Source organism: Pseudoclavibacter sp. RFBA6 (genome assembly GCF_002931575.1).
GTDB lineage: Bacteria > Actinomycetota > Actinomycetes > Actinomycetales > Microbacteriaceae > Pseudoclavibacter > Pseudoclavibacter terrae.
The window spans coordinates 292829-315209 of sequence record NZ_PSUA01000003.1 but is presented as its reverse complement, the minus strand read 5'-3'; the positions used below and the strand labels follow the sequence as shown (position 1 = coordinate 315209).

Below are 22381 nucleotides of genomic sequence, written 5' to 3'. Positions count from 1 at the left end.
TCAGCGAGGACACATCGAGTCATGAATGCAAGTGAAGTGGGCGCAGCGGCACCGGACGCAGTGCACCCCGCCGCCGCGCCAAGGCCGGCAGCGACCGGGCAGGCGCAGAGCAGCGAGGCGCTCCTCGTCGCCACCGACCTGGTGAAGAGCTACGGCCCGGTCAAGGCCGTGCAGGGGGTGAGCTTCGTCTGCCACCCAGGCGAGGTGCTGGCCCTCGTGGGCGAGAACGGCGCGGGCAAGAGCACGGTCGCGAAGATGCTGGCGGGCGCCGTCACCCCGACCTCCGGCACGATCACGGTCGAGGATGCACCGCTCGCGTCCGGCAGCGTGCGCCTCTCGCGCCGCTCGGGCGTGCGCTGCGCGTTCCAGGAGCTCGCGCTCGTACCCGAGTGGACCGTCGCCGAGAACCTCAGCCTCCCCGACGGGGCGCCGCTCCGCGGCTTCTCGCAGCAGAAAGCCATCTCCGCAGCGAGCACACTGCTCGAGTCGCTCGAACTGCCGCAGGTCGACCCGCGAGCGCTGGTCTCCGACCTGTCGCTCGCCAACCGGCAGCTCGTCGAAATCGCCCGCGCCTTCGCCGGCGAGCCCAAGCTGCTCATCCTCGACGAAGCGTCGTCGGCGCTCACACCTCCCGGCGTCGAGTGGCTGTTCGCGCGCATCCGCGAGCTCACGGCGCGCGGCGGCAGCGTCATCTACGTCTCGCACCGCCTCGGCGAGATCGCCGAGATCGCCGACCGCGGCATCGTGCTGCGCGACGGCGGCCTCGCTGGCGAGTTCTCGCGCGGCTCCTGGACCGACGACGAGCTCATCTCCCTCATGGCGGGCCGCAAAGCCGAGCGGTTCTTCCCGGACCCGCCAGCGCGCACCGACGACGGCGACGTCCTCGAGGTCGAGGGGTTGCGCGCCGAGGGCGTGCACGGCATCTCCCTCACGATCGGCGCCGGCGAGATCGTCGGCATCGGCGGGCTCGCGGGGCACGGCCAAGCCGAGCTCCTCCGCGCCCTGTTCGGCGCATCCGCAGCCACCGCCGACTCGTGGACGATCGACGGCGACCCCGTCTCCCGCCTCACCCCCGTGCGGGGCGTGCGGCGCGGCCTCGGCTACGTGCCAGAAGACCGCAAGAAGGAAGGCCTCGCGCTCGAGCTCGGTGTCGGCGAGAACCTCCTCGCCCCCTGGTTCAAGGCCTGGCATCTCGGCGGGAAGCCGCGCCTACGCCGCGAGCGCGGCTGGCTCGACGGCGTGCTCGCCGCCCTCTCCGTGCGCACGCGCGGCCCGCTCGAAGCGGCAGGCTCACTGTCCGGCGGCAACCAGCAGAAGCTCGTCTTCGGCAGGTGGATGAACCGCTCCCGATCGGTCATCCTGCTCCACGACCCCACGCGCGGCATCGACGTGCGCGCCAAGCAGGAGCTGTACGGCGCGATCGTCGACCTCGCGAAGCAGGGCGTCGGCGTGCTCTGGTTCTCGACCGAGGTCGAGGAGCTCGTGCACGTCTGCCACCGGGTGCTCGTGCTCTACAACGGGCAGGTCACCGACGAGCTCGCGGGCGAACGGCTGACGGCGGATGCGATCGTCGGCGCCGCAGTCGGCGCGACGGGCAGCATCCAGACCGTCTCGGCCGCCGAGCTGGAAGAGGCGGCACGACACACCACCACGAGGAGCAGCAGATGACCGCCACCGTCACCCCGCCCCCGGCGGCCCCCGTCACCCGGGCCGTCGCGAAGCGGCAGGGACTCGTCAGGCTTCGACGCGAAGGCGCGTTCGCGCCAGCAGCCGCGTTCGTCGTGTTCCTGATCGTCTACATCATCATCAACCCGGAGCTGCTCACGAGGTTCCAGCTGCAGACCGCCGCGAACCTCGTCGTGCCGCTCGCGTTCGTCGCGCTCGGGCAGCTGCTCATCGTGCTCGTCGGCGGCATCGACATCTCCATCGGCGCGATCATGAGCCTCTCGAACGTCGTGTTCGCGGCGCAGACTGAGCTGGTCCCCGTCCCCATAGCGGTGCTCATGGGGCTCGCGACCGGACTCGCCTGCGGCCTCTTCAACGGCTTCCTCGTCTCCTACGGCGGACTCCCCGCGATCGCCGTCACCCTCGCGAGCGCCTTCATCTTCGGCTCCCTCGCCCGCGAGGTCATGGACCGGCCTGGAGGGAACATCACCACCGAGTTCCACCTCGCGACCAGCGGCGAAGCCATCCCGTTCGTTCCGGTGGCGCTCGTATGGCTCACCCTCATCGCCGTGCTGCTCTGGTTCATCCTGCAGCGCACCGCCCTCGGCCGGCACATCTACGGCGTCGGCTCGAACATGGACAGCATCCGCGCGGCAGGCCTCAACGCCCGCCTCACGAAGCTCGCCGCCTTCGGCATCGCGGGCGCCCTCACCGCAACGGGCGCCATCATGCTCGCCGGGTCCACCATGACCGGCGACCCGCGAAGCGGCGACCCCTACCTGCTCTCCTCGATCGCCGCCGTCGCCCTCGCCGGCGCCAGCTTCACCGGCGGACGCGGCAGCATCATCGGCACCATCCTCGCCGGCATCACCCTCGGGCTCATCGGCAACCTGCTCTTCTTCGCAGGCATCAACTCGTACTGGCAGTACGTCATCTCGGCGCTCATCATCGTCTCCGTCGTGGGCATCCCCGTCGTGTGGCGCAAGGTGTCGTTCGCTCGGAAGGGAGCACGGTCATGACCGCAACAGTTCCGGCCGCAGTCGGCGGCACCGGGGCGTCCGGCACCGGGGACTCGGGCACCGGCCCGGGGGCGGCTGGCGGCGCCGAGCACGAGGTCGAGTACTCGCCCTCCAAGTCGCTGCTCGCTCGCGTCCCCCGCAGCGTATGGCCGCTCGTCGCGTTCCTCGTGCTGTTCCTCATCGGCGGCATCATCCGCCCCAACCTCATCACCATCGAATCGCTCATCGGCACCGCGACCTTCGCGATCATCCTCTCCATCGCGTCCTTCGGGCAGACCTTCGCCGTCATCCAGGCGGGCATCGACCTGTCCGTGCCCAACACGATCGCGTTCTCCGCGCTGTCGTTCCTCGCGATGGTCGGACCCCTCGGCCCGTTCGGCGCATTCATCGGAGCACTGCTCGCGGGAGCCGTCATCGGCCTCCTCAACGGGCTCGTCATCGCGAAGCTCGGGCTCACCCCCATCGTCACGACGATCGCCATGAACGGCCTCCTGTTCGGCGTGATCCTGCTGCAGTTCAACTTCTCCGAGCTCACGCAGATCCCCGACTTCATCACCGCCATCACATCGGCGCAGATCAGCGTCTTCGGGCTCTCCATGGCTGCCGTCCTCCCCCTCGGACTCGTCCTCATGGTCGTGCTGCAGCTGGTCCTCAGCTACACCGGATGGGGGCGCTCCCTGTTCCTCGTCGGCGCGGCCCCCGAGACGGCCAGGCTCGCCGGCCTGCCCGTCGACCGCATTCGGATCACCGGCTACGTCATCTCCGGCATGCTCGCGGCCTTCGCCGGCATGGTCATCGTCGGCTACTTCCAGCAGGCCTCCGCGACCATGGGCGACAGCTACCTGCTCTCCTCCGTAGCCGCGGTCGTCGTGGGCGGCGCATCCATCTTCGGCGGGCGAGGGTCGGTGGTCGGCACCGTCGGCGGCGCGCTGGTGCTCGGCCAGGTCGCGACGCTCGTGACCGTGCTGAACCTCGGGTCCAACGTGCAGCAGCTCATCTACGGCGCCATCATCCTCGTCGTCATCTCGCTGTACGGGCGCAAGCGCGGGTAGCGGCCCGGCCCTCCGCCCAGAATTGTGGCGCGGTGCTGTCACCCGAATCGGGAACAGCACCGCGCCACAACTCTGCACGCTGTCCGGAGGCGGATGCACGCGGATGCGTGCGGGCGGATTCCCGCATCAGGGGCGAGGCAAGACCCCCACCGCCACGAGTCGCGTATGGTCGGACACTGCCGAGGCACCGCCGTCGCGCCCCGGCAGCTCCCAACCAGACGCGCATCCGCAATGACCTCACCCTCCCCGCAGTCCCAGCCGCCGACCGGCTCCCGCGCCCCGAGCGGCGCATCCCGGGCCCGCTGGATGGACCTCATCCGAGGAGGCGCGATCCTCCTCGTCGTGCTGCTGCACGCCACCGCCATCCCGTGGATGTTCGGCGGCATCAGCTCGGGCCGCGTCGTCAACGACATCAACTCGTTCTTCGCGCCATACCGGATGAGCCTCCTCTTCCTCCTCTCCGGCGTGCTGCTCACCCGATCGCTCGCGAAACCGCCAGGCACCTACTACTGGAACAAGGTGCGCACCCTCATCTGGCCATACCTCGTGTGGATGGTCATCGGCATGCTCACCGAGGGCTACACCGACCTGCGGGACCCGTTCTTCTGGATCCCGAACAACTGGCTGTGGTTCATCTTCTTCCTCGCCGTCTACTACGCCGTCGCCCCGCTTCTCGCGCGCATCCCTGGCACCTGGTTCGGGGTGGTCCCCGCCGTGCTATGGATCGCCAGCTGGCCGCTGCCCGACGGCGACTTCTCCAACCTCTGCTACTACGGCGGCTTCTTCTTCGCCGGGCACCTCTGCGTGCGCCTCGGCTCGCGGCTCTCCCGCTTCGAGACGCGCACCCTCATGTGGGTGTGCCTCGCCGTCGCAACCGGCTTCGGGGCGTTCATCATCGCCGGCAACCGTGGCTACGCGAACGCCATGACGGCCGGCTTCGACGCGCACCGCCTCGAGCTCCTGCCCGTCGTGATCGCCGGCATCGCGGGCACCGTCATGGCCGTGCGCCGACTCACCGGCTCCCACCAGGGCCACAGCCACGACCGCGCCAGGTGGCTGCAGTACATCGGCCGCAACTCGGTGGTGTTCTACCTCGTGCACTTCCCGACGCAGGTGTGGATCACGAACACCCTCAGCGACCTCGGCGTCACCAACCCCAACATCTCCCTGCCCGCCTGCTTCCTCGGCGCCCTCGCCGTCGCGTACCTCGCCTGCTGGCTGCGCCGATTCCGGGTCGTGGATGCGCTGTTCGTGCTCCCCGCCTTCGCGCGCCGCACCACGCAGGTCGCCCCGCCAGCGCGTGCCGCGTAGCTCGCGCATCCACCCGCACGCCGACCACCAGGAGGACACCGTGTCCAGCTACGTCTCCCTCATCCGCGCCAACACGCTCAGCGACACCGCCGAATACGCCTACGCATCCACGGTCGACGCGGGTGCACGCCTCGTCTTCCCAGCAGGCGCCTGCCCCCTCAACGACGACGGCACGACCGCCGCCATCGGCGACTACGCGGGCCAAGCCGCGAAGTGCGTCGAGAACCTGCGCGTCGCCCTCGCCGAGGCCGGGGCGCGCCTCGAGGACGTCGCCAGCACGCGCGTGCTCGTCGCATCGTCATCGCAGGCCGACCTCGTCACCGCGTGGGAAGTCATTCGGGACGCCTTCGGCGACCACGACGTGCCGAGCACCCTCCTCGGCGTCACCGTGCTCGGCTACGACGACCAGCTCGTCGAGATCGAGGCAGTCGCGGCGGTCGCCTAGTTCGAGTTGGCGGGCGGCGCTGCCCGCCCCAGCGGACCCCGCGCTGGGGTCGTTCCCATCTGCGGTGCGCAATATTGGCATCAGATGCGCCACACGCATCCGTCAGACACGGCCAGACCGGGCACACCCGACGGCCGCGCCGCTCGCAGTCCGATCAAAGGAGATCGCCGTGTTCAAGAGCCCATACCCAGACGAGCAGATTCCCAACGTCTCCGTCTTCGAGTTCCTCTTCGCGGAACTGAGCGACGCGGACGCGGCTCGGACCGTCATCGTCGACGGCACAAGCGGCGCCGAGACGAGCTTCGGGGCACTCAAGCAGCAGATCGAGCTCATCGCGGGGGCCCTCGCTGGCGGCGGGCTCGGGGTGGGCGACGTGGTCGCGCTGCACTGCCCGAACGTGCCCGCGTTCGCGTCGGTGTTCCACGGCATCCTCCGCTCGGGTGCCACGGCGACGACGATCAACGCCCTCTACAACGCCGAGGAGATCGAGACGCAGCTCCGCGACTCCGGCGCGAAGCTACTGTTCACGGTCAGCCCGCTGCTCGCGCAGGCCCACGCCGGTGCCATCGCGGCGGGCCTCGAGCAGGACGCCGTCATCGTCCTCGACGGCGCCGAGGGGTACCACGACCTCCGCGAGCTCCTCGGCGCCGGGCTCCCCGCCCCCGACGTGAGCTTCGACCCGGCGACCCACGTCGCCGTGCTCCCATACTCCTCCGGCACCACCGGCAAGCCCAAGGGCGTCAAGCTCAGCCACACCAACCTCGTCGCGAACGTCGTGCAGACGTACCCGGTGCTCGACGTCGAGTCTGACGACGTGGTGCTCGCGCTCCTCCCCTTCTTCCACATCTACGGCATGACCGTGCTCCTCAACATCGCCATCAAGAAGCGCGCCCGCCTCGTCACGATGCCGAAGTTCGACCTCGGCGAGTTCCTCCGCATCATCGAGACGCATCGATGCACCTACCTGTTCATCGCCCCACCGATCGCCGTCGCGCTCGCCAAGCATCCGCTCATCGACACGTTCGACCTGTCGAGCGTTCGCACGGTCTTCTCCGGCGCGGCCCCCATCGACTCGGCGCTCATGAAGGCCGTCGCCGACCGCCTCGGCACCCGCACCAGGCAGGGGTACGGGATGAGCGAGGCGAGCCCCGTCACGCACGTGCTGCCGCCCACGGAGACGGGCATGTCCCTCGGCTCCGTCGGCGTGCCCATCGCCAACACCGAGGTGAAGCTCGTCTCGACCGAGACCGGTGCCGAGATCGACGCCGTCGAGGGCGGGCAGAGCGAGCCCGGCGAGATCTGGGTGCGGGGCCCCCAGATCATGCTCGGCTACCTCGGGCGCGACGACGCGACGCACGAGGCCGTCGACGACGACGGCTTCCTGCACACGGGTGACATCGCCACCGTCGGCCCGCTCGGCGAGTTCACCATCGTCGACCGGCTCAAGGAGCTCATCAAGTACAAGGGCTACCAGGTCGCGCCCGCCGAACTCGAAGCTCTGCTGCTCACGCATCCAGACATCACCGACTCGGCCGTGGTCGGGGCGCTGGATGCGGACGGGCAGGAGATCCCGAAGGCGTTCGTCGTGCGCCGCGAGGGCGCCTCGCTCGACGAGGCGGGTGTCGAGGCGTTCGTCGCCGAGCACGTCGCGCCGCACAAGAAAGTGCGGGCCGTCGCGTTCATCGATGTCATCCCGAAGTCGACGTCCGGCAAGATCCTGCGAAAGGACCTCCGCGGCCGCTGAGGCGGGGCGGCGGCGCGGGCGGTGCACCCGCCCGCGCCGCCGGCCCCCACGTCGCCCGCCTCCACGTCGCCCGCAGAGTTGTGGCTTGATGCGATTCCCGCTGGCGCCAAGCGCAACAAACCACAACTCTGCGGGGCGCACTTCGCGACTCCCGCATCCACGAAGTACAGGGTTGTGGCTGAATGCTGCTGCGGGGCCGGCCAAGCGCAACAAGCCACAACCCTTCGCGCGGATGAGTCAGCTGCACGGGCGGCATCCGCCCGTGACGAAGTTGTGGACAAACGCTGTCCCCACCGACACGAACGGCACAATGCCACAACGTTGGCAGTCCGACTCCAGCGCGCCCTCCGCCCAGGCCCTCAGCGCATCGACGCGCCGGACGACGTGGATGAGGGCCGCTACGCGCTCTCGCGGGCGACGACCTCGAAGCCGAGGTCGACGGTCTCGCCCTCTGGCGCATCCGCACCACCGCGGCTCATGCGCGCCAGCAGCAGCTCGCCGGCCTTCGTGCCGATCTCCCGGTTGGGCACCGCCACGGTCGTGAGTGTCGGCGTGAGATGCGACGACAGCTCGAAGTCGCCAAAGCCGGTCACGGCGAGCTCACCAGGCACGGACACCCCTCGGCGAGCGCATTCGAGCACGGCGCCGGCCGCGAAGACATCACTCGCGAACATGAGCGCGTCGGTCTCGGGATGCTCGCGCAGCGTCGCATCGAGCAGGTCGCGGCCCGTCTCGAGGTCGACCGCCGCAACTCCGGAGTCGACGACCCGCACCGGCTCGCCCGGGTACAGCTCGGCGACGGACGCCTCGAAGCTCGCGCGCCTCGCCGCCGCACGGAAGTCGCCGGACTGGAACGAGCCCGCGAACGTCGGATGCGCGTATCCCCTGTCCCGCACGTACTCGACGAGCGCGCGGACGGCATCCTCGTTGGAGAAGCCGATGAGGCTGTCGACGGGATTCTCGCTCGAGTCCCACGCCTCGACGACGGGAATGCCGGACGCGCGCAGCAGCGTCGACGCCGCATCCGTGTGCTGGGCGCCGACGATGAACATGCCATCCGGTCGACGCCCGAGGAAGGCCCGGACGAGTTCCTCCTCGTGCTCCGGGCTGTACCCGGTCGTGCCGATGAAGAGCTGGTACCCGGACGGCGAGAGCATCACCTCGAGGCCGTGCAGCGCATCCGCGAACACCGACGCGGAGATCGACGGGACGATCGCTGCGACCGTCATCGACCGGTTCGACGCGAGGTTCGACGCGGCCAGGTTCGGCACGTAGCCGAGCGCGCCGATCGCCGACTGCACCCGCTCGAGGGTGTCGACCGACACGAGCTCTGGCGTCCGCAGCACCCGCGAAACGGTCTGCGGAGAGACCCCCGCCGACGCCGCGACGTCGGTGAGCGTCACCTTCTGCGTCGACCGCCTGGTCACAGCAGCCTTCTGGCCGCCAGGTTGCGCATGAGCGCTGCGATCCCGAATGTCCACGGCGCGCACTCCTCGCTGGTCTGTACCTGGCCCACCAGACTACCGAGGGCAGGTGAGGAGATCCGCACGACATCACCGGCGTGGTGCGTGAACCCGTGGTCGGGCTGGTCGCGGTCGACGATGGGCGCGAACATCGTGCCGAGCATGAGCACGGCCCCGTCCGGGTACTGGTGGTGCGGGCCGAGCAGCTGCGCGGCGAGGTCGGCGGGGTCGCGGGAGATCTGCGCGAGGTCGGAGGAGCCGTGCAGGGTGAAGCCGTCGAGGCCGACGATGTCGAGGTCCACCGTCATGCCCCGCACCGAGTCCAGGTCGAAGCCTGTGTCGAAGAGGCGGATGAACGGGCCAAGCCCGCATGACGCGTTGTTGTCCTTCGCCTTCGGCAGCAGCAGCGCCGAGCGTCCCTCGACGTCGCGCAGGTTCACGTCATTCGCGAGCGTCGCGCCGACGATGGCGCCGGTGGATGCGATGAGCAGCGCCACCTCAGGCTCCGGATTGTTCCACTCGGACGAGGAGTGCACGCCGACCTGCTCGGCGGTGCCCATCGCCGAGAGGGTCGGGCCCTTCGTGAAGATCTCCGCGTCCGGGCCGATGCCGACCTCGAGGTACTGACTCCACAGCCCCTCCCCCACGAGGTACGCCTTGAGCGCCATCGCCTCGACCGACCCCGGCTTCAGGTTCGCGAGGTCGGTACCGATCTCGGCGAGGATCTGCTCGCGCATCCTCGCCGCCGCCTCGATGTCGCCGCGCACCCGCTCCTCGATGACACGCTCGATCATGGAAACCGCGAACGTCACGCCGGCCGCCTTCAGCACCTGCAGGTCGACGGGGGCGAGCAGCCACGGCTTGGACTCGTCGCGACTGGTGGGCTCGGTGTTCGCGAAGATCTCGTCGAGCGAGCCGAGGCTCGGCGCGTCCGCTGCCACCGCACGCACCGCGGCCGCAGGGTCGGCCGACTCGGTGATGTCGCTGACGGTCGCGAAGGTCCCGCTCAGATCAAGAACGCCATCAGCCGTGACCAGCACCGGTGATGGGCCGCCGACCGCCGGGTCCCAGACCCGTCCGACGAGCGTGCCCGTCGTCCCGTCGGCGGGGAGCGCCTGGGCGGCGCTGCCCGACCATCCGGCTGCCGGCTGCTGGCCTGAGGCCATCTGCTGCGATGTCATGTGAGCTCCTGAGGTTCTGGTCGTGATCGTGGTCGTCGGTCGAGGCGAGTCCGTGGTGAGGTTGCGGTCAAACGCTTCGATGGCGGCCTGGCCGGGTGGCGAGGTGGCCGGGTGGCGAGGTGGAGGTGGCGGGGTGTAGGCCGGTCTCGAGGTTCGCGCAGGGCAATTTCGGGATGGCTTTCGCGCTTCGGAATGGCTTGCAACCCACCCCGAAGCGTGAGACCCATCCCGAGACGAAGGCGGGAGATCAAATGAGTCGAGGCTCGTGGCCGACATGGTCGGCTCGGCTCGGCTCGGCTCGATTCGGTCTCAGGTCGATTCGGCGTCAGCGGCGGTGGAAGACTCCCTCGCGTTTCTCGGCGAAGGCGGCACGGCCCTCGTCGGCATCGGCGGTCGCGAAGGTGATGGTCTGGAGGTCGCGTTCGTAGGCGACGGCCGCGTCCTGGCTCAAGTTGTAGGAGGCGCGCAGGTTGGCCTTCGCGGTCTCGGCCGCGATGGGTGGCCGGGATGCGATGACTGCGGCGAGCTCGCGGGCCCGGCCGAGCAGCTGCTGGCTGGGCAGCACTTCGGAGACGATCCCCCAGGACAGTGCCTGCTGCGCCGAGATGGGGTCGCCCGTGAGGAGCATGAGGGCCGCGTTGCTCGCGCCGGCGGAGTGGGCGAGGAAGGAGGCCATCCCGCCGCCGCCGATCCAGCCGAGCTTGATCTCGGGGGCGGCGAGTGAGGCGGTCTCGGCGGCGAGGCGGATGTCGCAGGTCATGGCCGTCTCGAGCCCGCCGCCGAAGGCGTAGCCGTTGATGGCGGCGATGATGGGTTTGCGGAGGGCGCGGAGGGCGTCGCAGTAGTCCTCGCGGTTGCGGAAGTCCCAGGGTGTCGCGTACTTGTCGAGCGAGCGGATGTCGCTGCCTGCGCAGAAGGACCGCTCACCCGCGCCGGTGAGGATGATGACGCGTACGTCGTCGCTGTCGTTGGCCCAGGTGGCGACGGCGACGAGCGCGTCGGACATCTCCTGCGTCACCGAGTTGAGCTTCGCTGGGCGGTTGATGGTGACGGTCGCGGTGAAGCCGTCGAGCTCGACGAGGATCTCGTCGGTCGCGAGCTGGGGAAGGCTGTCGGTCATGAGCTGACTCCAGACGTCGTGGGTGGGGTGGAGGGGACGCGCGCATCCGGTGCATCGATGCGCGTCGATGCAGCGTTCGCTGGTGATGAGGCGGCAGACGACGGTGCACCTGCAGATGCAGATGCGGCGAAGGCCGCCGAGAGGTCGTCGAGGCACGCTTCACGGAGCTGCTCTGCAGAAGTGGTGTCGCTGAGCAGTGCGTCGCGCAACAGCTCGGATGCTGTCGTCTGGAACGCGATGTATCCGTCGTACCGCGGGCGCACCCATGACTCCTCGATGGTCGCCGCCGTGTTCGCGTAGAAGTCGTGCGCGGCCTCGTTGACGTCGGCGTCGTGCCACGCGGAGCGCAGTCCGGGCTGACCGTCGTGCTCCGGGATGAACGTGCGCTGCGTCTCGGAGTCGAGCAGCCAGGCGAGGTGCGCGACGAGCTCGGGGGTGACGCGGCAGCGCCTCGAGATGGCGATGCCCGTGCCGCCGATCGTGGAACCGAGGCGCGCCGATGCGGCCCAGCGCGGCGCATCCCGGAACTGCAGGGTGGGCGACGAGTAGTTCACGTACCCGTACACGAGGGGAACATAGGCGAGCGAGTCGCTGCTCGACATGCGCTCGAGGAGGGCGATGGGGTTCTCGCCCTGCGTCGCTGCCGGGGACCGGCGGGCGATGGTGTGGAGCAGCGCGAACGCCTCCTGAGCGGCAGTGCGGGAGGAGAAGAGGGACCCTTCGGCAGGACTGTCGGAGATCGGCGCGCCGGCCCCTGCGAGCACGGACGCGAACGCGAGGAACGCGTGCGGGCCGGCGAGCGACAGCGCGACGGGGGCATCTTCGGAGAGCGCGACGGCGTCGCTCCAGGTCGTCGGCACCTCCCCGGCGATCAGATCGACGCGTGCCGCCGCAACCTGGGTGGCCGCGTCCAGCGGAAGCGCCCACTGCGACCCGGCGAGCGAGTACGACGTGAAGCTCGGGCCGATCGCGTCAGCGGCGATCCGCTCGAGGAGCGCAACGTCGAAGACGTCGTCGAGCGGCCGAAACGAGCCGCTGGCGACCGCTTCACCGAGGTGCGGATGGTCGAGCACGATGAGGTCGTACCGCTCGGCCAGCTCGGCGATCGGCGCCGACTCGAAGCCCTCGAGCGGATGCGCTTCCCACTCGATGAGGGCCTGCCCGTCACGGGCGGCGACAGCTGCCGCCGCTTCGAGCGCGTGCCGGCCCCGCGGGTGGTCCCAGGTGAGGCCCCGGTAGCGCGGCGCCGAGGCGGGGGTCGGCGAGGGTGACGGCGACGGCGAGTGCGCGCTCATGATCGTTGGGCGCTCACGCCGGCGGGTGCGGCGGGCGCATCCGAGCCGGCCCCGTCTGCCGCAGAAGCCGCGGCCTGCTCTGGCGCCCCTTCTCCGGGGAGAACCGCATCCGACCCGCCGGGCAGTGCCGTCCCGTCGGCCGACACCGCGCCCCCGAGCTGCTCCCGCACGTTGTCGAGCGTGGCGTGCACGGCGATCGCGCCGCGCTCGGCGAGCTCTTCGATGTGGGCGGCCGCGTGCCCGAGCTCGCTGAGGATCTCTCGCGTGTGCTCGCCCGTGAGCGGCGCGCCTCGGTCGATGCGCGCTGGCGTCTTGGAGAACTTGTAGGGGAAGCCGGGCGTCTTCACGAGCCCCTCGGTGGGGTGCTCGTACTCGACGAACGTGCCATTGTGCGCGATCTGCGGGTCGGCGACGAGGTCGGCGTAGCCGTAGACGGGGCCGGCCCAGATGGAGGTCTTCGAGAACGCGTCGAGCCAGTGCGCACTCGTGTTCGTCGCGAGGCGGGCAGCGGTCTTGGCGAAGACCTCGTCGCGCAGGCGCCACGAGTCGTCGAGCGTGTGCAGGCCGATGAAGCTGTCCTCGCCGATCGTGCGGCCGAGCTCCTCGAGGTCTGGCATGGCGAGCACGATGAAGCCGTCGGAGGTCGCGAACGAGCCGTAGGGCGAGCGGATGTAGACGTGCGCGTGCGGTTCGGCGCTGCGCTGCTGGGGCACGCCGCCGGCCGTGAACACGGAGAGCTCCTGCATCTGCAGGGTCGTGATCGCGTCGAGCATGTTGACGGTCACGAGCTGCCCCTCGCCGGTGCGCTCACGGTGGAAGAGCGCGGCGAGCACGCCCTCGAATGCCGTGGATGCGGTGACGGCGTCGACGAGGTACTGGCCGGCGGCCTGCGGGGGCTCGCCGTCGCGGCCGGTCGAGAGCATCGCACCGCTCATGGCCTGGAGGAGCAGGTCCTGTCCCGGCCGCATCTTGTACGGGCCGTCCTCGCCGTAGCCGGAGACCGACACGTAGACGAGGCTCGGGTTGATGGCGCTGAGGGTGTCGTAGTCGACGCCGAGGCGGGCGGCCACGCCGGGACGGTAGTTCTGCAGGAACACGTCGCTCGTGGCGACGAGTTCGCGCAGCACCTCGCGGCCGTCGTCGGACTTGAGGTCGAGGGCGATGGAGCGCTTGTTCCGGTTCAGCGAGAGGAACGACACGTTGATCTCGTTGCCTGCTGCACCCCCGGCAGGGGCGTGGCGCTGCCATTCGCCTGCCGGCGGCTCGACCTTGATGACGTCGGCGCCGAGGTCGCCGAGGCGCTGCGCCGCGAACGGGCCCGCCATGGCGATCGAGCAGTCGAGCACTCGGATGCCGGAGAGGATTCCTCCGCCGACCCCGGCCTCTGCCTGGTGCGTCTCGCTGGTGTCTTCTGCGCCGCTCATGGTGTTCCTCGTTTCGGTGGATGCGCTACTGGCAGCGCTAACATCTCAAGTGTAGGACGCCCGGAGCCAACGTCATCGTCAGCCCCGGGCATGGAGTTCTAATCCGGCTGATCGCCGATGGCACGAATCGCGGCCTCGACCGCACTCGTCTCCGCGACCCCGTCGAGCACGCGGATGGTCGTCGAGTAGCCGCGCGACTCCCCGTGCCCGAGGAACAGCGCCGTGCCGTCCTGGCGCGAGGCCGCATCCCCCGACACATGATGCGTGCTCGGCTCGAGGCCGATGCCGTACTGGCCGCTGCGCAGGTTCTGCCACTCGAAGAAGTGCGGCATGCCCGCGGCCTCCCAGCTCAGCTCGATGCCCCGCTCCCCACCCGCCGTGATCAGCGCCACACGGTGCCTGCCGTCGTCGCCGACCACCAGCTCATGCTCGGTGACCTGCTCGACGAAACCGTCGATCGGGGCCGGCATGACGCGGTAGCTCGTGCCCTGCTCCGCGACAGAGTCCGACTGCCAGAGGTGCCTCGTGATAGGCGCAACGAACCTCGCACCCTCATCCAGGAACGGCCAGCCGACGTTGATGTGGTACAGGAACATGTGCGGCGTCGGATCGAATCCGAGGTTGTCGACGACATCGTCGAAGCGCACCTCGCGACCGTCGAAGTCGAGCTCGATCGTGCGCGTCAGGCGCAGGTGCTCGCCGAACGCCGTCGCCTGGATCACCTCGCCGACGACCCGCAACACGACGCGGCCCTCACGTTCGACCTCGCGAGCCTCAAGCAACCGAGCCGGAATCGCGGTCAGCCGCCCGTGCAGCCCGTGGGTGACGGTCTGCTTCGGCGGGTAGTTGTAGCGCGTCGCATCCACCTCACCCCCGAACAGGGTGTGGTCGAGACCGCCCGAGACGAGCAGGCCGTCGAGCGCGCGCAGCCACGACAGCCCACCCTCATCGTTGTGCTCGTGCAGCCCCGGGTGGCGGAAGCCGTTGCCGCTGCGCCACCCGATGGGGGCACCGCGGAAGCGCATCGATCCGAGGTCGAACGCCCGGTCGACCAGCACCTCGAGCTCGAGGCCAGCGGAGGTGCGCAGGTCGATCGCCCGCACGCCACGCTCCACGCCGTTGTCCAGCACCACCTGGCGGATGCCCGCCACGGCCGAGAGGTCGCCCGTGCGCCTGCGGAGCTCGGCCACCGAGAGGTTCGAACCGAACACGTCGACGCCTGGTCCTGCTGCCCGCTCGCTCACATCATCACCCATCCGCCGTCGACGTTGATCGTCTGACCGGTCACGAAGCTCGAGTCCTTGCCCACGAGGAACGAGATGACGCTCGCCACCTCGTCGGGGTCACCGCGCCGCTTGAGCGACTGATGGTCGAGCACGAACCGCGTGTACTGCTCGGGGTTCTCGTGGATCTCCTCGGCCTTGGTGGGAAACGCACCCGGCGAGAGCAGGTTCACGCGGATGCCGAACTCGCCGAGCTCGCGCGCCAGGGCGCGAGTCATGGCGACGGCCGCGCCCTTCGTCGTCACGTAGCTCGCAAGCTTGTCCCAGCCGCCGCTCCACGTGATGGAGCCGATGTTGACGATCGCGCCCTTGCCGCGCTCGCGCATCAGCTCGGCCGCCGCCTGGGCCGCGACGAAGTAGCCACGCTGATTGACCGCGACGACGTCGTCGAACTCCTCGACGGTGATGTCGAAGAACGGCGTCGGCGGGTAGATCGCGGCGTTGTTGATGAGCGCGTGCACCGGCCCGAACTCGACCTCCGCCTCGCGCACCGCGGCCTTGATCGCCGCGGCGTCGCGCAGGTCGACCTCGAGCACGTACGTCGGCACGCCCGCCGCGCGCAGCTCCTCGGCAGTCTCCGCGAGGGTCGCCCCGCCTCGTCCGAGCACCGCGACAGCGAAGCCGTCGCGTCCGAGTCGCAGCGCGGTCGCCCGCCCGAGCGATCCGCCGGCGCCGGTCACGATCGCGACCGGCTTCTCACCTGTTTTCGTCATGGTTCCTCCGGCCGAAGCCTGTTCGTTGGGTTGCGCATCTGCCTTCGCGTCAAACTTCGGTGACAACTCGGCCAGAATCCACCCTTTTCGGGCATTTCGGCTCGAGTTGTCACCGAAGTTCGACGGGGTGCGCCGCGAGCAGCGAGTCGCGAGCGCCCAGCGCGACTAGATCGAGTACTTGCGCAGGATGTCGTCGATGAACTTCTTCGCGCGCGGGATGTCCGACTCGTCGAGGTGCTCGATGATGAGCGGCGCGTTGGGGTTGCGCTCCGCGAGGCGCTGCAGGTAGAGCTCGTAGTCGAGCGAGCCGAGGCCGGCGGCCGGCAGCTCGATCTCGCCGACGCCGCGGAAGGTGTGCGATGCGAGCGCGTCGTCGTCGCCGATGTCGGCGTGCTTCTCGCTCTTGTCGTCACCGGCCCGCTTGACGTCCTTGGCGTGGGCGACGCGCACCTTGTCGGCGAGCGTGTCGAAGACCTCGTTGAGCACGCCGGCCTGGTCGTCGATGTTGGACGCGTCGAAGTAGTTCGTAGGGTCCATGAGCAGCTCGATGCCGGGCGAGCGGATGTCATTGAAGACGCGCACAGTCTCGCGCACGGAGCCGATGACGTTGTTGACGTACGTCTCGAGCAGGAAGATCGAGCCGTGGTCGTAGGCCTCCTGCGCGAGCTCGGCGAGCACGTCGCGCACCTGCTCGTAGGCGTCCTCGGTCTTGTTGTGCGGGTCGCTGTCCCATTCGCTGTCCGGGTTGAAGGTGCCCGATTCGGAGATGACGTACGGCGTGCCGAAGGAGCGCGCGTTGCGGATGATCTCCTTCAGGTAGTCGACGTTGGCGCGGCGGTGGTCGGGGTCGGGGTGGACGATGTTCGTGTAGCCGGAGATCGCCGAGATGGGGAGGTTGTTGTCGCGGAAGGTGTCGGCGACGAGCTTCGCCTTCTCCTTCGTGATCTGCCCTGCGGTGAGGTCGAGGTCCTTGAAGTGCAGGTCGAGCTGGACGGTGTTGAAGCCGAGCTCGCGTGCCTTCTGGGCGGTGGTCTTGAGGTCGTAGGGGAAGTATCCGCTGAAGATGCCGACTTGGATCATGAGCTTCTTTGCTCCTTCTGTGGGGGCTGTTGGCCGGTTGAGGTGGTGGTGAAGTGGGTGCGGTGTTGGAGTCAGAGGGGGAATTCGTCGAGGCGCACGGGGCGGCGCTCGTCGATGGATCGGTAGCCGGCCTCGATGAGGGCGACGGTCTTGACGTTGTCGGCGACGGTGAGCGCTGGCTCGCTGCCGGTCTCGACGGCGTACTGCAGCTGTTCCATGACGCCGATGAAGGCGTGCGGGAACCAGTGGGTGTCCCAGGTGGGGGTCACCCATTTGCCGTCGGTCGACGGGCCGCCGTCGTCGCGGGTGGCGGATGCGTAGGTGATGGTCGAGGGGGTGCCGTTCGGCCAGCCGATGGTTCCCTTGGCGACGCCGCGTGTGCCTTCCACGCGCCAGGTGATGGAGAAGTCGTCGTCGAAGCCGTCTTCGCGGGGGCCGCCCCATACGTCTTCGGTGGAGAGGGCGAGGAGCCCGCCGGGGAAGCGCAGCGTGGAGACGACGATGCCGTCGGTGTGCGGGAACTGGGTGCGCGGGTCGGTGCGGGTGACGGTCATGATCTCGTCTGGGTCGCCGAAGAGGAAGCGCAGGGCGTCCAGGTGGTGCACGCTCATGTTGGCGAGGGTGAGGCGGTCGTAGCCTTCGAGGAATCCCTGCCAGTGGGGCACGGCTTTCATGTCGATCTCGACGAAGACGGGCTCTCCGAGGTCGCCGCCGTCGAGGAGCTGCTTGAGCACGCGGATCGACTGGTCGTAGCGCATGTTCTGGTTGACGGAGAGGATCTTGCCGGCGGCCTCCGCCTCGTCTCGGAGGGCGATGGCCTCGTCCAGGGTGAGGGCGAGGGGCTTCTGGGCGAGCACGGCTTTGACGTGCGGCTGCGTGAGGGCCTTGCGGATGAGGGCGGGCTGCAGGTCGGGCGGATACGCGATGTCGACGATCTCGACGTCCGGGTTCTCGATGAGCTGTTCCGGGGTGTCGTGCACGGTCGGGATGCCCCACTGCTCGGCGACGCGTTGCGCGTTGGCCTTCGTGCGGGAGGCGATGGCGACGACGGGGAATCCGGCCTCGCTGTAGGCGGCGAGGTGCTGGTCTGCCATGATGGCGCCAGCGCCGATGGCGCCGATCTTCGCGGAGCGGGCCCGGATGGGGCCGTCTGGGAGGAGGCGGTTGCTGCCGGCCTGTGCCGTCTCGGCCTGTGCTTCAGTAAAACTCGTGGACACTGCGACTCCTTCGCGCCGTTGCGTGAGCGTCTGTTTCGGGCTGGTCGGCCCATCGTATGTGAGCGCTACTGGTAGCGCTGCCATTGCACCCAATCTAGCGATGTGACGATCCCGCCGCAAGTCCTCCCCGCGGGTTCTTTCGTCGCGCCCGACACATGCCCAGTCGACCGGCGCACACGCACGCACACGCAGCCGCAGCCGCAGCCGCAGCCGCGCCGCGCCACCGCGCAGCCGCGCCGCCGCGCCACTCGATCGCTCAGCGCTCGACGCCGTCCAGCACGACCCGGAGGCCAGCCCGGGACGGCCGCATGTGCGGACCAGCCGGATCCGCCCAGCCCCGCCCCGCATCCACGATCGCGGACTCGTCGATCGAGATGCCGGACCCGATGGCGTCCCCCAGCACGATTCCCCCGTCGGCGAACTCCTGATCGACGCTCATGCCGTGCGCCCAGTGCAGCGACTGCACCTCGGTCGTCAGGTGGTTGGGCACCGCCGTCATCGCCGCAGCTACCGCGGGATTCGCGTTGTAGCCCACCGGACTGACGGGGAGGTTCCTGGCGTCCGCCGCGTACGCGAGGCGCAGCACGTGCGTGACCCCCCAGATCGCACCGGCCTGCACGACGTCGGGCGCACCGGCGTCGAACAGCGGACGGAACTGGTCGACACCGGTCAGGTTCTCTCCGGTGGCGACGGCCGCGCGCACGGCGGCGGACAGGCGCGCGTGACCGAGCGCATCCCACCGCCGGAGCGGTTCCTCGACCCACAGCAGGTCGACCTCGGCCTCGATCGCCGACACGTAGCGCACTGCCTGCTTTACCTGCCACGATTCGTTGGCGTCGAGCATCAGACCGGGATTCGGGGTGTTGCGGCCGAGCGCGGCCTGCATGACGCGGAGACGGCGCAGATCGGCAAGCGGGTCCACACCACCCTTGAGCTTGCCTGCCACGTAGCCGCGATCGGCGAAGTCCTCGTAGAACGCGGCGAGCTCTCCGTCGTCGAGGGCGATGTCGAGACCGGATGCGTACCCGGGCACGAACCTGTCGCGCCCGCCGAGCAGACGCCACAGGGGTTCGCCGGCGAGTTTCGCCTTGAGGTCCCAGAGGGCGGCGTCGAGCGTCGCCACCCCACCGTAGGTCGCGCCGGCGTGACCCGATTTGAAGACCTGGGCGAGCATGCGATCGAAGAGCGACGAGACCGCGCGGGGATCCTCTCCCTCGAGCGCTGGGAAGAGCCTCGCGACGTCGGCGTGAGAGCCGATGCCGACGCCTTCGACCCCTTCGTCAGTCTCGAGGATCACGATCGGGACGTCGGTGACCGCAGCGCGGATGTGCCCGTTGACGTCGCCGATCGACCGCCCCCAGTCGTGCCTGGTGGTGAGCAAACGGAAGCCGGTGATCTTCATATCGTCCTTGATCTTCAGATGGGAGATTCAGCATACATCACATGATTTATTCGTCATACGTTTTTCGCGCTTTTGTCCGTGTTCACCGGCCCGCCCATCACTTCGTGACTACAATCGCCGCATGCCAAGCACCACCACGCCGCGGCTCGGCGCCCACCGCACGCCCGCCGCCAGGCTCGGCGTGCAAGTCGTGCACGACCTCGTCTCCGCCATCGTCACCGGTGAGGTCGCCCCCGGCGACCTCCTCCCCACCGAGACCGAGCTCTGCGAGAACTTCGGCGTGAGCCGCACCGTCATCCGCGAATCCATGAAGCGCCTCGAGGAGAAGGGGATGGTCTCCGTCGTCCAGGGCCGCGGCACGCAGATCGCCCCGCAGTCCGAGTGGAACATCCTCGACAAGGTCGTGCTCGGCACGATGATCGAGAACGACGAGACGCTCGGGATCCTCGACGAGCTCGCCGTCGTGCGAGGACAGCTCGAGTCGAGCATCGCCGCCGCGGCCGCCGGCGCACGAAACGACGACGAGCTGCTCATCATCCACGGCCATCTCGACACCATGCACGCGACAGCGGAGCAGCGGGAGGCATTCGCCGCCGCCGACGTCGCCTTCCACTTCGCCGTCATGGACGTCGCGGGCGACCGCCTCGCGTCAGGCATCGCGCGCAGCCTCTCCAAGCGCGCGGGCGAGAGCAGCCGCTACTACGGCGCGCCCGGCCCCGACGCGGTTCGCCTCACCCTCGACGAGCACCAGCGCGTGTACGACGCCATCGAGGCCGGAGACGCGGAAGCCGCCGCGCGCGAGATGCGCGACCACATCGCGCTCGCGTGGGAGCGCCGCCGCATCCGCGACTAGCCTGTGGGCGCCAGCTGCTGACGGACGTGGGCCCCCAGGCTTCCGGTCCCGCGCGGCCGCCACATCCGCACGCAGAGTTGTGGCGGAATGCACTCAGGGCCGCACCGAACCGCACAAAGCCACAACGCTCTGCATGCGGCGGGCACTAGGCGGCCGACGCTCGCGCACGCATCCACCAGCGAGTTGCGGCGAAACGCAGCATGTGCGGCAGCGAGGTACGCGCAGCCACACATCTCGCGAGCTGACGCTCTCCTCAGCAGCCGTGGCCGGTGAGGCCGCGTACCGAGTGGTGGGCGTGCGGGGCCGGGTCGCTGGCATGCGCCGCGGCGAGGAATTCCGGAAGGTCGACGCGTGCGCCGCCCACCCAGGTGCCGAGCACCTTGACCCGCTCGTCGAGGTAGCGGGGAGGCACCTCATACGGGTCAGCGCCCAGCTCCACGAAGTCGGCGAGCTTACCAACCGAGATCGAGCCCACGAGGTGCTCGCGGTGGAGGGCGCGCGCCGCGTCGATCGTGTGCGCCCTGAGCGCCGCATCCACGGAGATGGCCTGCTTCGGAGCGTGGATGCGCCCGCTGCTCGTGCGCCGAGTCACGGCCGTCTGCACGTTCAGGATGGGCGACGGCGGTGACACCGAGCCGTCGTTGTGCAGCGAGACGACGACCCCAGCCTCCACCGCATCCGCGAAGGCCTGCCAGCGCGCGCCCTGCTCGGGAGCGAACATCTGCCCGTCGAGCAGGTCTCCCCAGTAGTAGTACTGGAACGGGGCGAGCGACACGTGCACGCCGAGGCGCGCGGCGCGCTCGAACTGGTCGCGGCGCCCGGCCCCGGCGTGCTCGATGCGCCAGCGGTGGTCCGTGCCGAGCAGCCCGTGCTGGGCGAGGGCGCGTTCGTAGGCGTCGAGCGCGAAGTCGATGGCGAGGTCGCCGTTCGCGTGGAACGACATCTGCCAGCCGAGCGGTGCGCAGGCGTCGAGCGTCGCGTCCACCTGCGCTCGCGAGTAGTTCATGGCGGATGGGCCGCCCGCCGTCGCCGGGTCGAGGCCGGCGCGTCTCGTCGCGTCGCTCGCGAGGTAGGGGAAGGAGGTGGCGATGTTGCCGATCCACGGGGAGCCGTCCGTCCACAGCTTCACGCCCTGCTTCACGAGGCGCTCCTCGCCGGCGTCGAAGGTCGCGGCGGCCCCTGGGTCGGTGGCCGTCGACACCTCCCAGAGGCTCACGCGCAGGGGCGAGGATGGCATGGCCGCGAGCGCCTCGTAGGCGGGGGCGAGGTCGGTGGAGAACGTCATGTCGGAGGTCGACGTGATGCCCGCCCGCGCCATGAGGGCGTAGTACTCGGCTGCGCTGCCGAGCGGGCTGCCGCCGAGCTGCTGCATGACGGGGCCCAGCACGGCCGTGTTCGCCGGGATCTCGAACGAGATGCCGGTGAGGGCGCCGTCCGCGTCGCGCGCGAAGGAGCCACCGACGGGGTCGGCGGGCGGGGTCGCGTCCCACCCTCGGCTGCGGATGAGCGCCGACGTGAAGGAGCAGGCGTGCCCGGAGTTGTCGACGACCACCGCGACCCGGTCGCCGAAGATGTCGTCGAGGTCGGTGGCCGTCGGGGCGGGGCGCCCATGCAGGAGCGCGTCGAAGCCGTTGAAGAGCAGCGGGACGTCGGCGTCGTGCTCGGCCATCGCCTGCGAGAAGATGCTCAGCACCTCGCTCCACGTCGGGGCCTTCCACGGCGCGATCGACAAGGCTGGCAGCTGCGTCGCGAGGCCGCTCAGGAACGGGTGGCTGTGCGGGTCGATGAAGCCCGGCATCAGCACGGGTGCGCCGCTGTCGATGACGGGAGCGCCTGGCACCACCTCGAGGCACTCGGCGAGCGTGCCGACCGCCACGATCTTGCCGGCAGCGACGGCGACGGCGGATGCGCGCGGCAGCTGCGCATCCATCGTCACGACCGTGCCAGCCGTGAGGATGAACGAGTCCGGCGCTGCGTGCGCGAGGGCGGTGGAGGTGGAGGCTGGCTCTGACATGCGACTCCTTCGGGCGCCGCGGCGAGGCCGCGGCAACGAATGCGGGGATGGTGCAGCAGGGCCCCTCTTGGCGACGCCACAAGTATGGCGCGTCGCCCGT

At 69.6% G+C, this 22381-nt stretch carries 18 protein-coding genes; 7 read left to right on the top strand and 11 right to left on the bottom strand.

The features are described 5' to 3' along the window. Positions 1–21: 21 nt before the first annotated feature. The 6 genes from C5C17_RS02030 to C5C17_RS02005 all read left to right on the top strand — a co-directional run bounded on the left by C5C17_RS02030 (position 22) and on the right by C5C17_RS02005 (position 7236). Positions 22–1668, top strand: a complete 1647-nt coding sequence (locus C5C17_RS02030) for a sugar ABC transporter ATP-binding protein (protein WP_104251694.1) — start codon at positions 22–24, stop codon at positions 1666–1668. Then, positions 1665–2684 (top strand): ABC transporter permease, encoded by a 1020-nt coding sequence (locus C5C17_RS02025; protein WP_104251693.1) that lies wholly within the window; start codon positions 1665–1667, stop codon positions 2682–2684. The genes C5C17_RS02030 and C5C17_RS02025 overlap by 4 nt, the downstream gene beginning before the upstream one ends. Beyond that, entirely contained in the window at positions 2681–3736 is a 1056-nt protein-coding gene (locus C5C17_RS02020) for an ABC transporter permease (RefSeq protein WP_104251692.1), read from the top strand. The genes C5C17_RS02025 and C5C17_RS02020 overlap by 4 nt, the downstream gene beginning before the upstream one ends. A 231-nt stretch (positions 3737–3967) precedes the next feature. After that, entirely contained in the window at positions 3968–5047 is a 1080-nt protein-coding gene (locus C5C17_RS02015; protein WP_181028434.1) for an acyltransferase, read from the top strand. Between the two features lie 40 nt (positions 5048–5087). Continuing rightward, a complete protein-coding gene (locus tag C5C17_RS02010) occupies positions 5088–5492 on the top strand; it encodes a RidA family protein (RefSeq protein WP_181028433.1) in 405 nt (134 codons plus the stop codon). A gap of 169 nt (positions 5493–5661) precedes the next feature. Beyond that, on the top strand, positions 5662–7236 hold the full coding sequence (locus tag C5C17_RS02005; protein WP_104251689.1) for an AMP-binding protein: 1575 nt from the start codon (positions 5662–5664) through the stop codon (positions 7234–7236). A gap of 398 nt (positions 7237–7634) precedes the next feature. Here C5C17_RS02005 and C5C17_RS02000 read toward each other — a convergent pair whose 3' ends face one another. The 10 genes from C5C17_RS02000 to C5C17_RS01955 form a co-directional block, all read right to left on the bottom strand. Further along, the gene (locus C5C17_RS02000) at positions 7635–8663 is read right to left on the bottom strand and encodes a LacI family DNA-binding transcriptional regulator (RefSeq protein WP_219820450.1); all 1029 of its coding nucleotides are present in this window, start codon (positions 8661–8663) and stop codon (positions 7635–7637) included. Then, complete coding sequence (locus C5C17_RS01995) at positions 8660–9880, bottom strand: fumarylacetoacetate hydrolase family protein (protein ID WP_258065809.1); 1221 nt, start codon at positions 9878–9880, stop codon at positions 8660–8662. The genes C5C17_RS02000 and C5C17_RS01995 overlap by 4 nt, the downstream gene beginning before the upstream one ends. A gap of 325 nt (positions 9881–10205) precedes the next feature. Continuing rightward, positions 10206–11000, bottom strand: a complete 795-nt coding sequence (locus C5C17_RS01990) for an enoyl-CoA hydratase/isomerase family protein (RefSeq protein ID WP_104251688.1) — start codon at positions 10998–11000, stop codon at positions 10206–10208. After that, positions 10997–12295 (bottom strand): extracellular solute-binding protein, encoded by a 1299-nt coding sequence (locus tag C5C17_RS01985; protein WP_146079045.1) that lies wholly within the window; start codon positions 12293–12295, stop codon positions 10997–10999. The genes C5C17_RS01990 and C5C17_RS01985 overlap by 4 nt, the downstream gene beginning before the upstream one ends. Beyond that, the gene (locus C5C17_RS01980; protein WP_146079044.1) at positions 12292–13719 is read right to left on the bottom strand and encodes a CaiB/BaiF CoA-transferase family protein; all 1428 of its coding nucleotides are present in this window, start codon (positions 13717–13719) and stop codon (positions 12292–12294) included. Before C5C17_RS01980 ends, C5C17_RS01985 begins: the two co-directional genes overlap by 4 nt. A gap of 98 nt (positions 13720–13817) precedes the next feature. Next, positions 13818–14975 carry an aldose 1-epimerase family protein gene (locus C5C17_RS01975; RefSeq protein WP_104251687.1) on the bottom strand — a complete coding sequence of 386 codons (1158 nt, stop codon included), beginning with the start codon at positions 14973–14975 and terminating at the stop codon, positions 13818–13820. Beyond that, the gene (locus C5C17_RS01970) at positions 14960–15715 is read right to left on the bottom strand and encodes an SDR family NAD(P)-dependent oxidoreductase (protein WP_104251686.1); all 756 of its coding nucleotides are present in this window, start codon (positions 15713–15715) and stop codon (positions 14960–14962) included. Before C5C17_RS01970 ends, C5C17_RS01975 begins: the two co-directional genes overlap by 16 nt. A gap of 165 nt (positions 15716–15880) precedes the next feature. Then, positions 15881–16795 carry a sugar phosphate isomerase/epimerase gene (locus C5C17_RS01965; RefSeq protein WP_104251685.1) on the bottom strand — a complete coding sequence of 305 codons (915 nt, stop codon included), beginning with the start codon at positions 16793–16795 and terminating at the stop codon, positions 15881–15883. 71 nt (positions 16796–16866) lie between these two features. Beyond that, the gene (locus tag C5C17_RS01960; protein WP_219820449.1) at positions 16867–18012 is read right to left on the bottom strand and encodes a Gfo/Idh/MocA family protein; all 1146 of its coding nucleotides are present in this window, start codon (positions 18010–18012) and stop codon (positions 16867–16869) included. A 256-nt stretch (positions 18013–18268) separates the two neighbouring features. After that, positions 18269–19414: a mandelate racemase/muconate lactonizing enzyme family protein gene (locus C5C17_RS01955; RefSeq protein ID WP_104251683.1), complete on the bottom strand. Its 1146-nt coding sequence runs from the start codon at positions 19412–19414 to the stop codon at positions 18269–18271. Between the two features lie 121 nt (positions 19415–19535). Between C5C17_RS01955 and C5C17_RS01950 the strand changes: the two genes are divergently transcribed. Next, the gene (locus C5C17_RS01950; RefSeq protein ID WP_104251682.1) at positions 19536–20267 is read left to right on the top strand and encodes a FadR/GntR family transcriptional regulator; all 732 of its coding nucleotides are present in this window, start codon (positions 19536–19538) and stop codon (positions 20265–20267) included. 253 nt (positions 20268–20520) lie between these two features. On the opposite strand, the gene C5C17_RS01945 is transcribed toward C5C17_RS01950, so the two are convergent. Further along, positions 20521–22281 carry an amidohydrolase gene (locus C5C17_RS01945; protein WP_104251681.1) on the bottom strand — a complete coding sequence of 587 codons (1761 nt, stop codon included), beginning with the start codon at positions 22279–22281 and terminating at the stop codon, positions 20521–20523. Positions 22282–22381 lie beyond the last annotated feature (100 nt).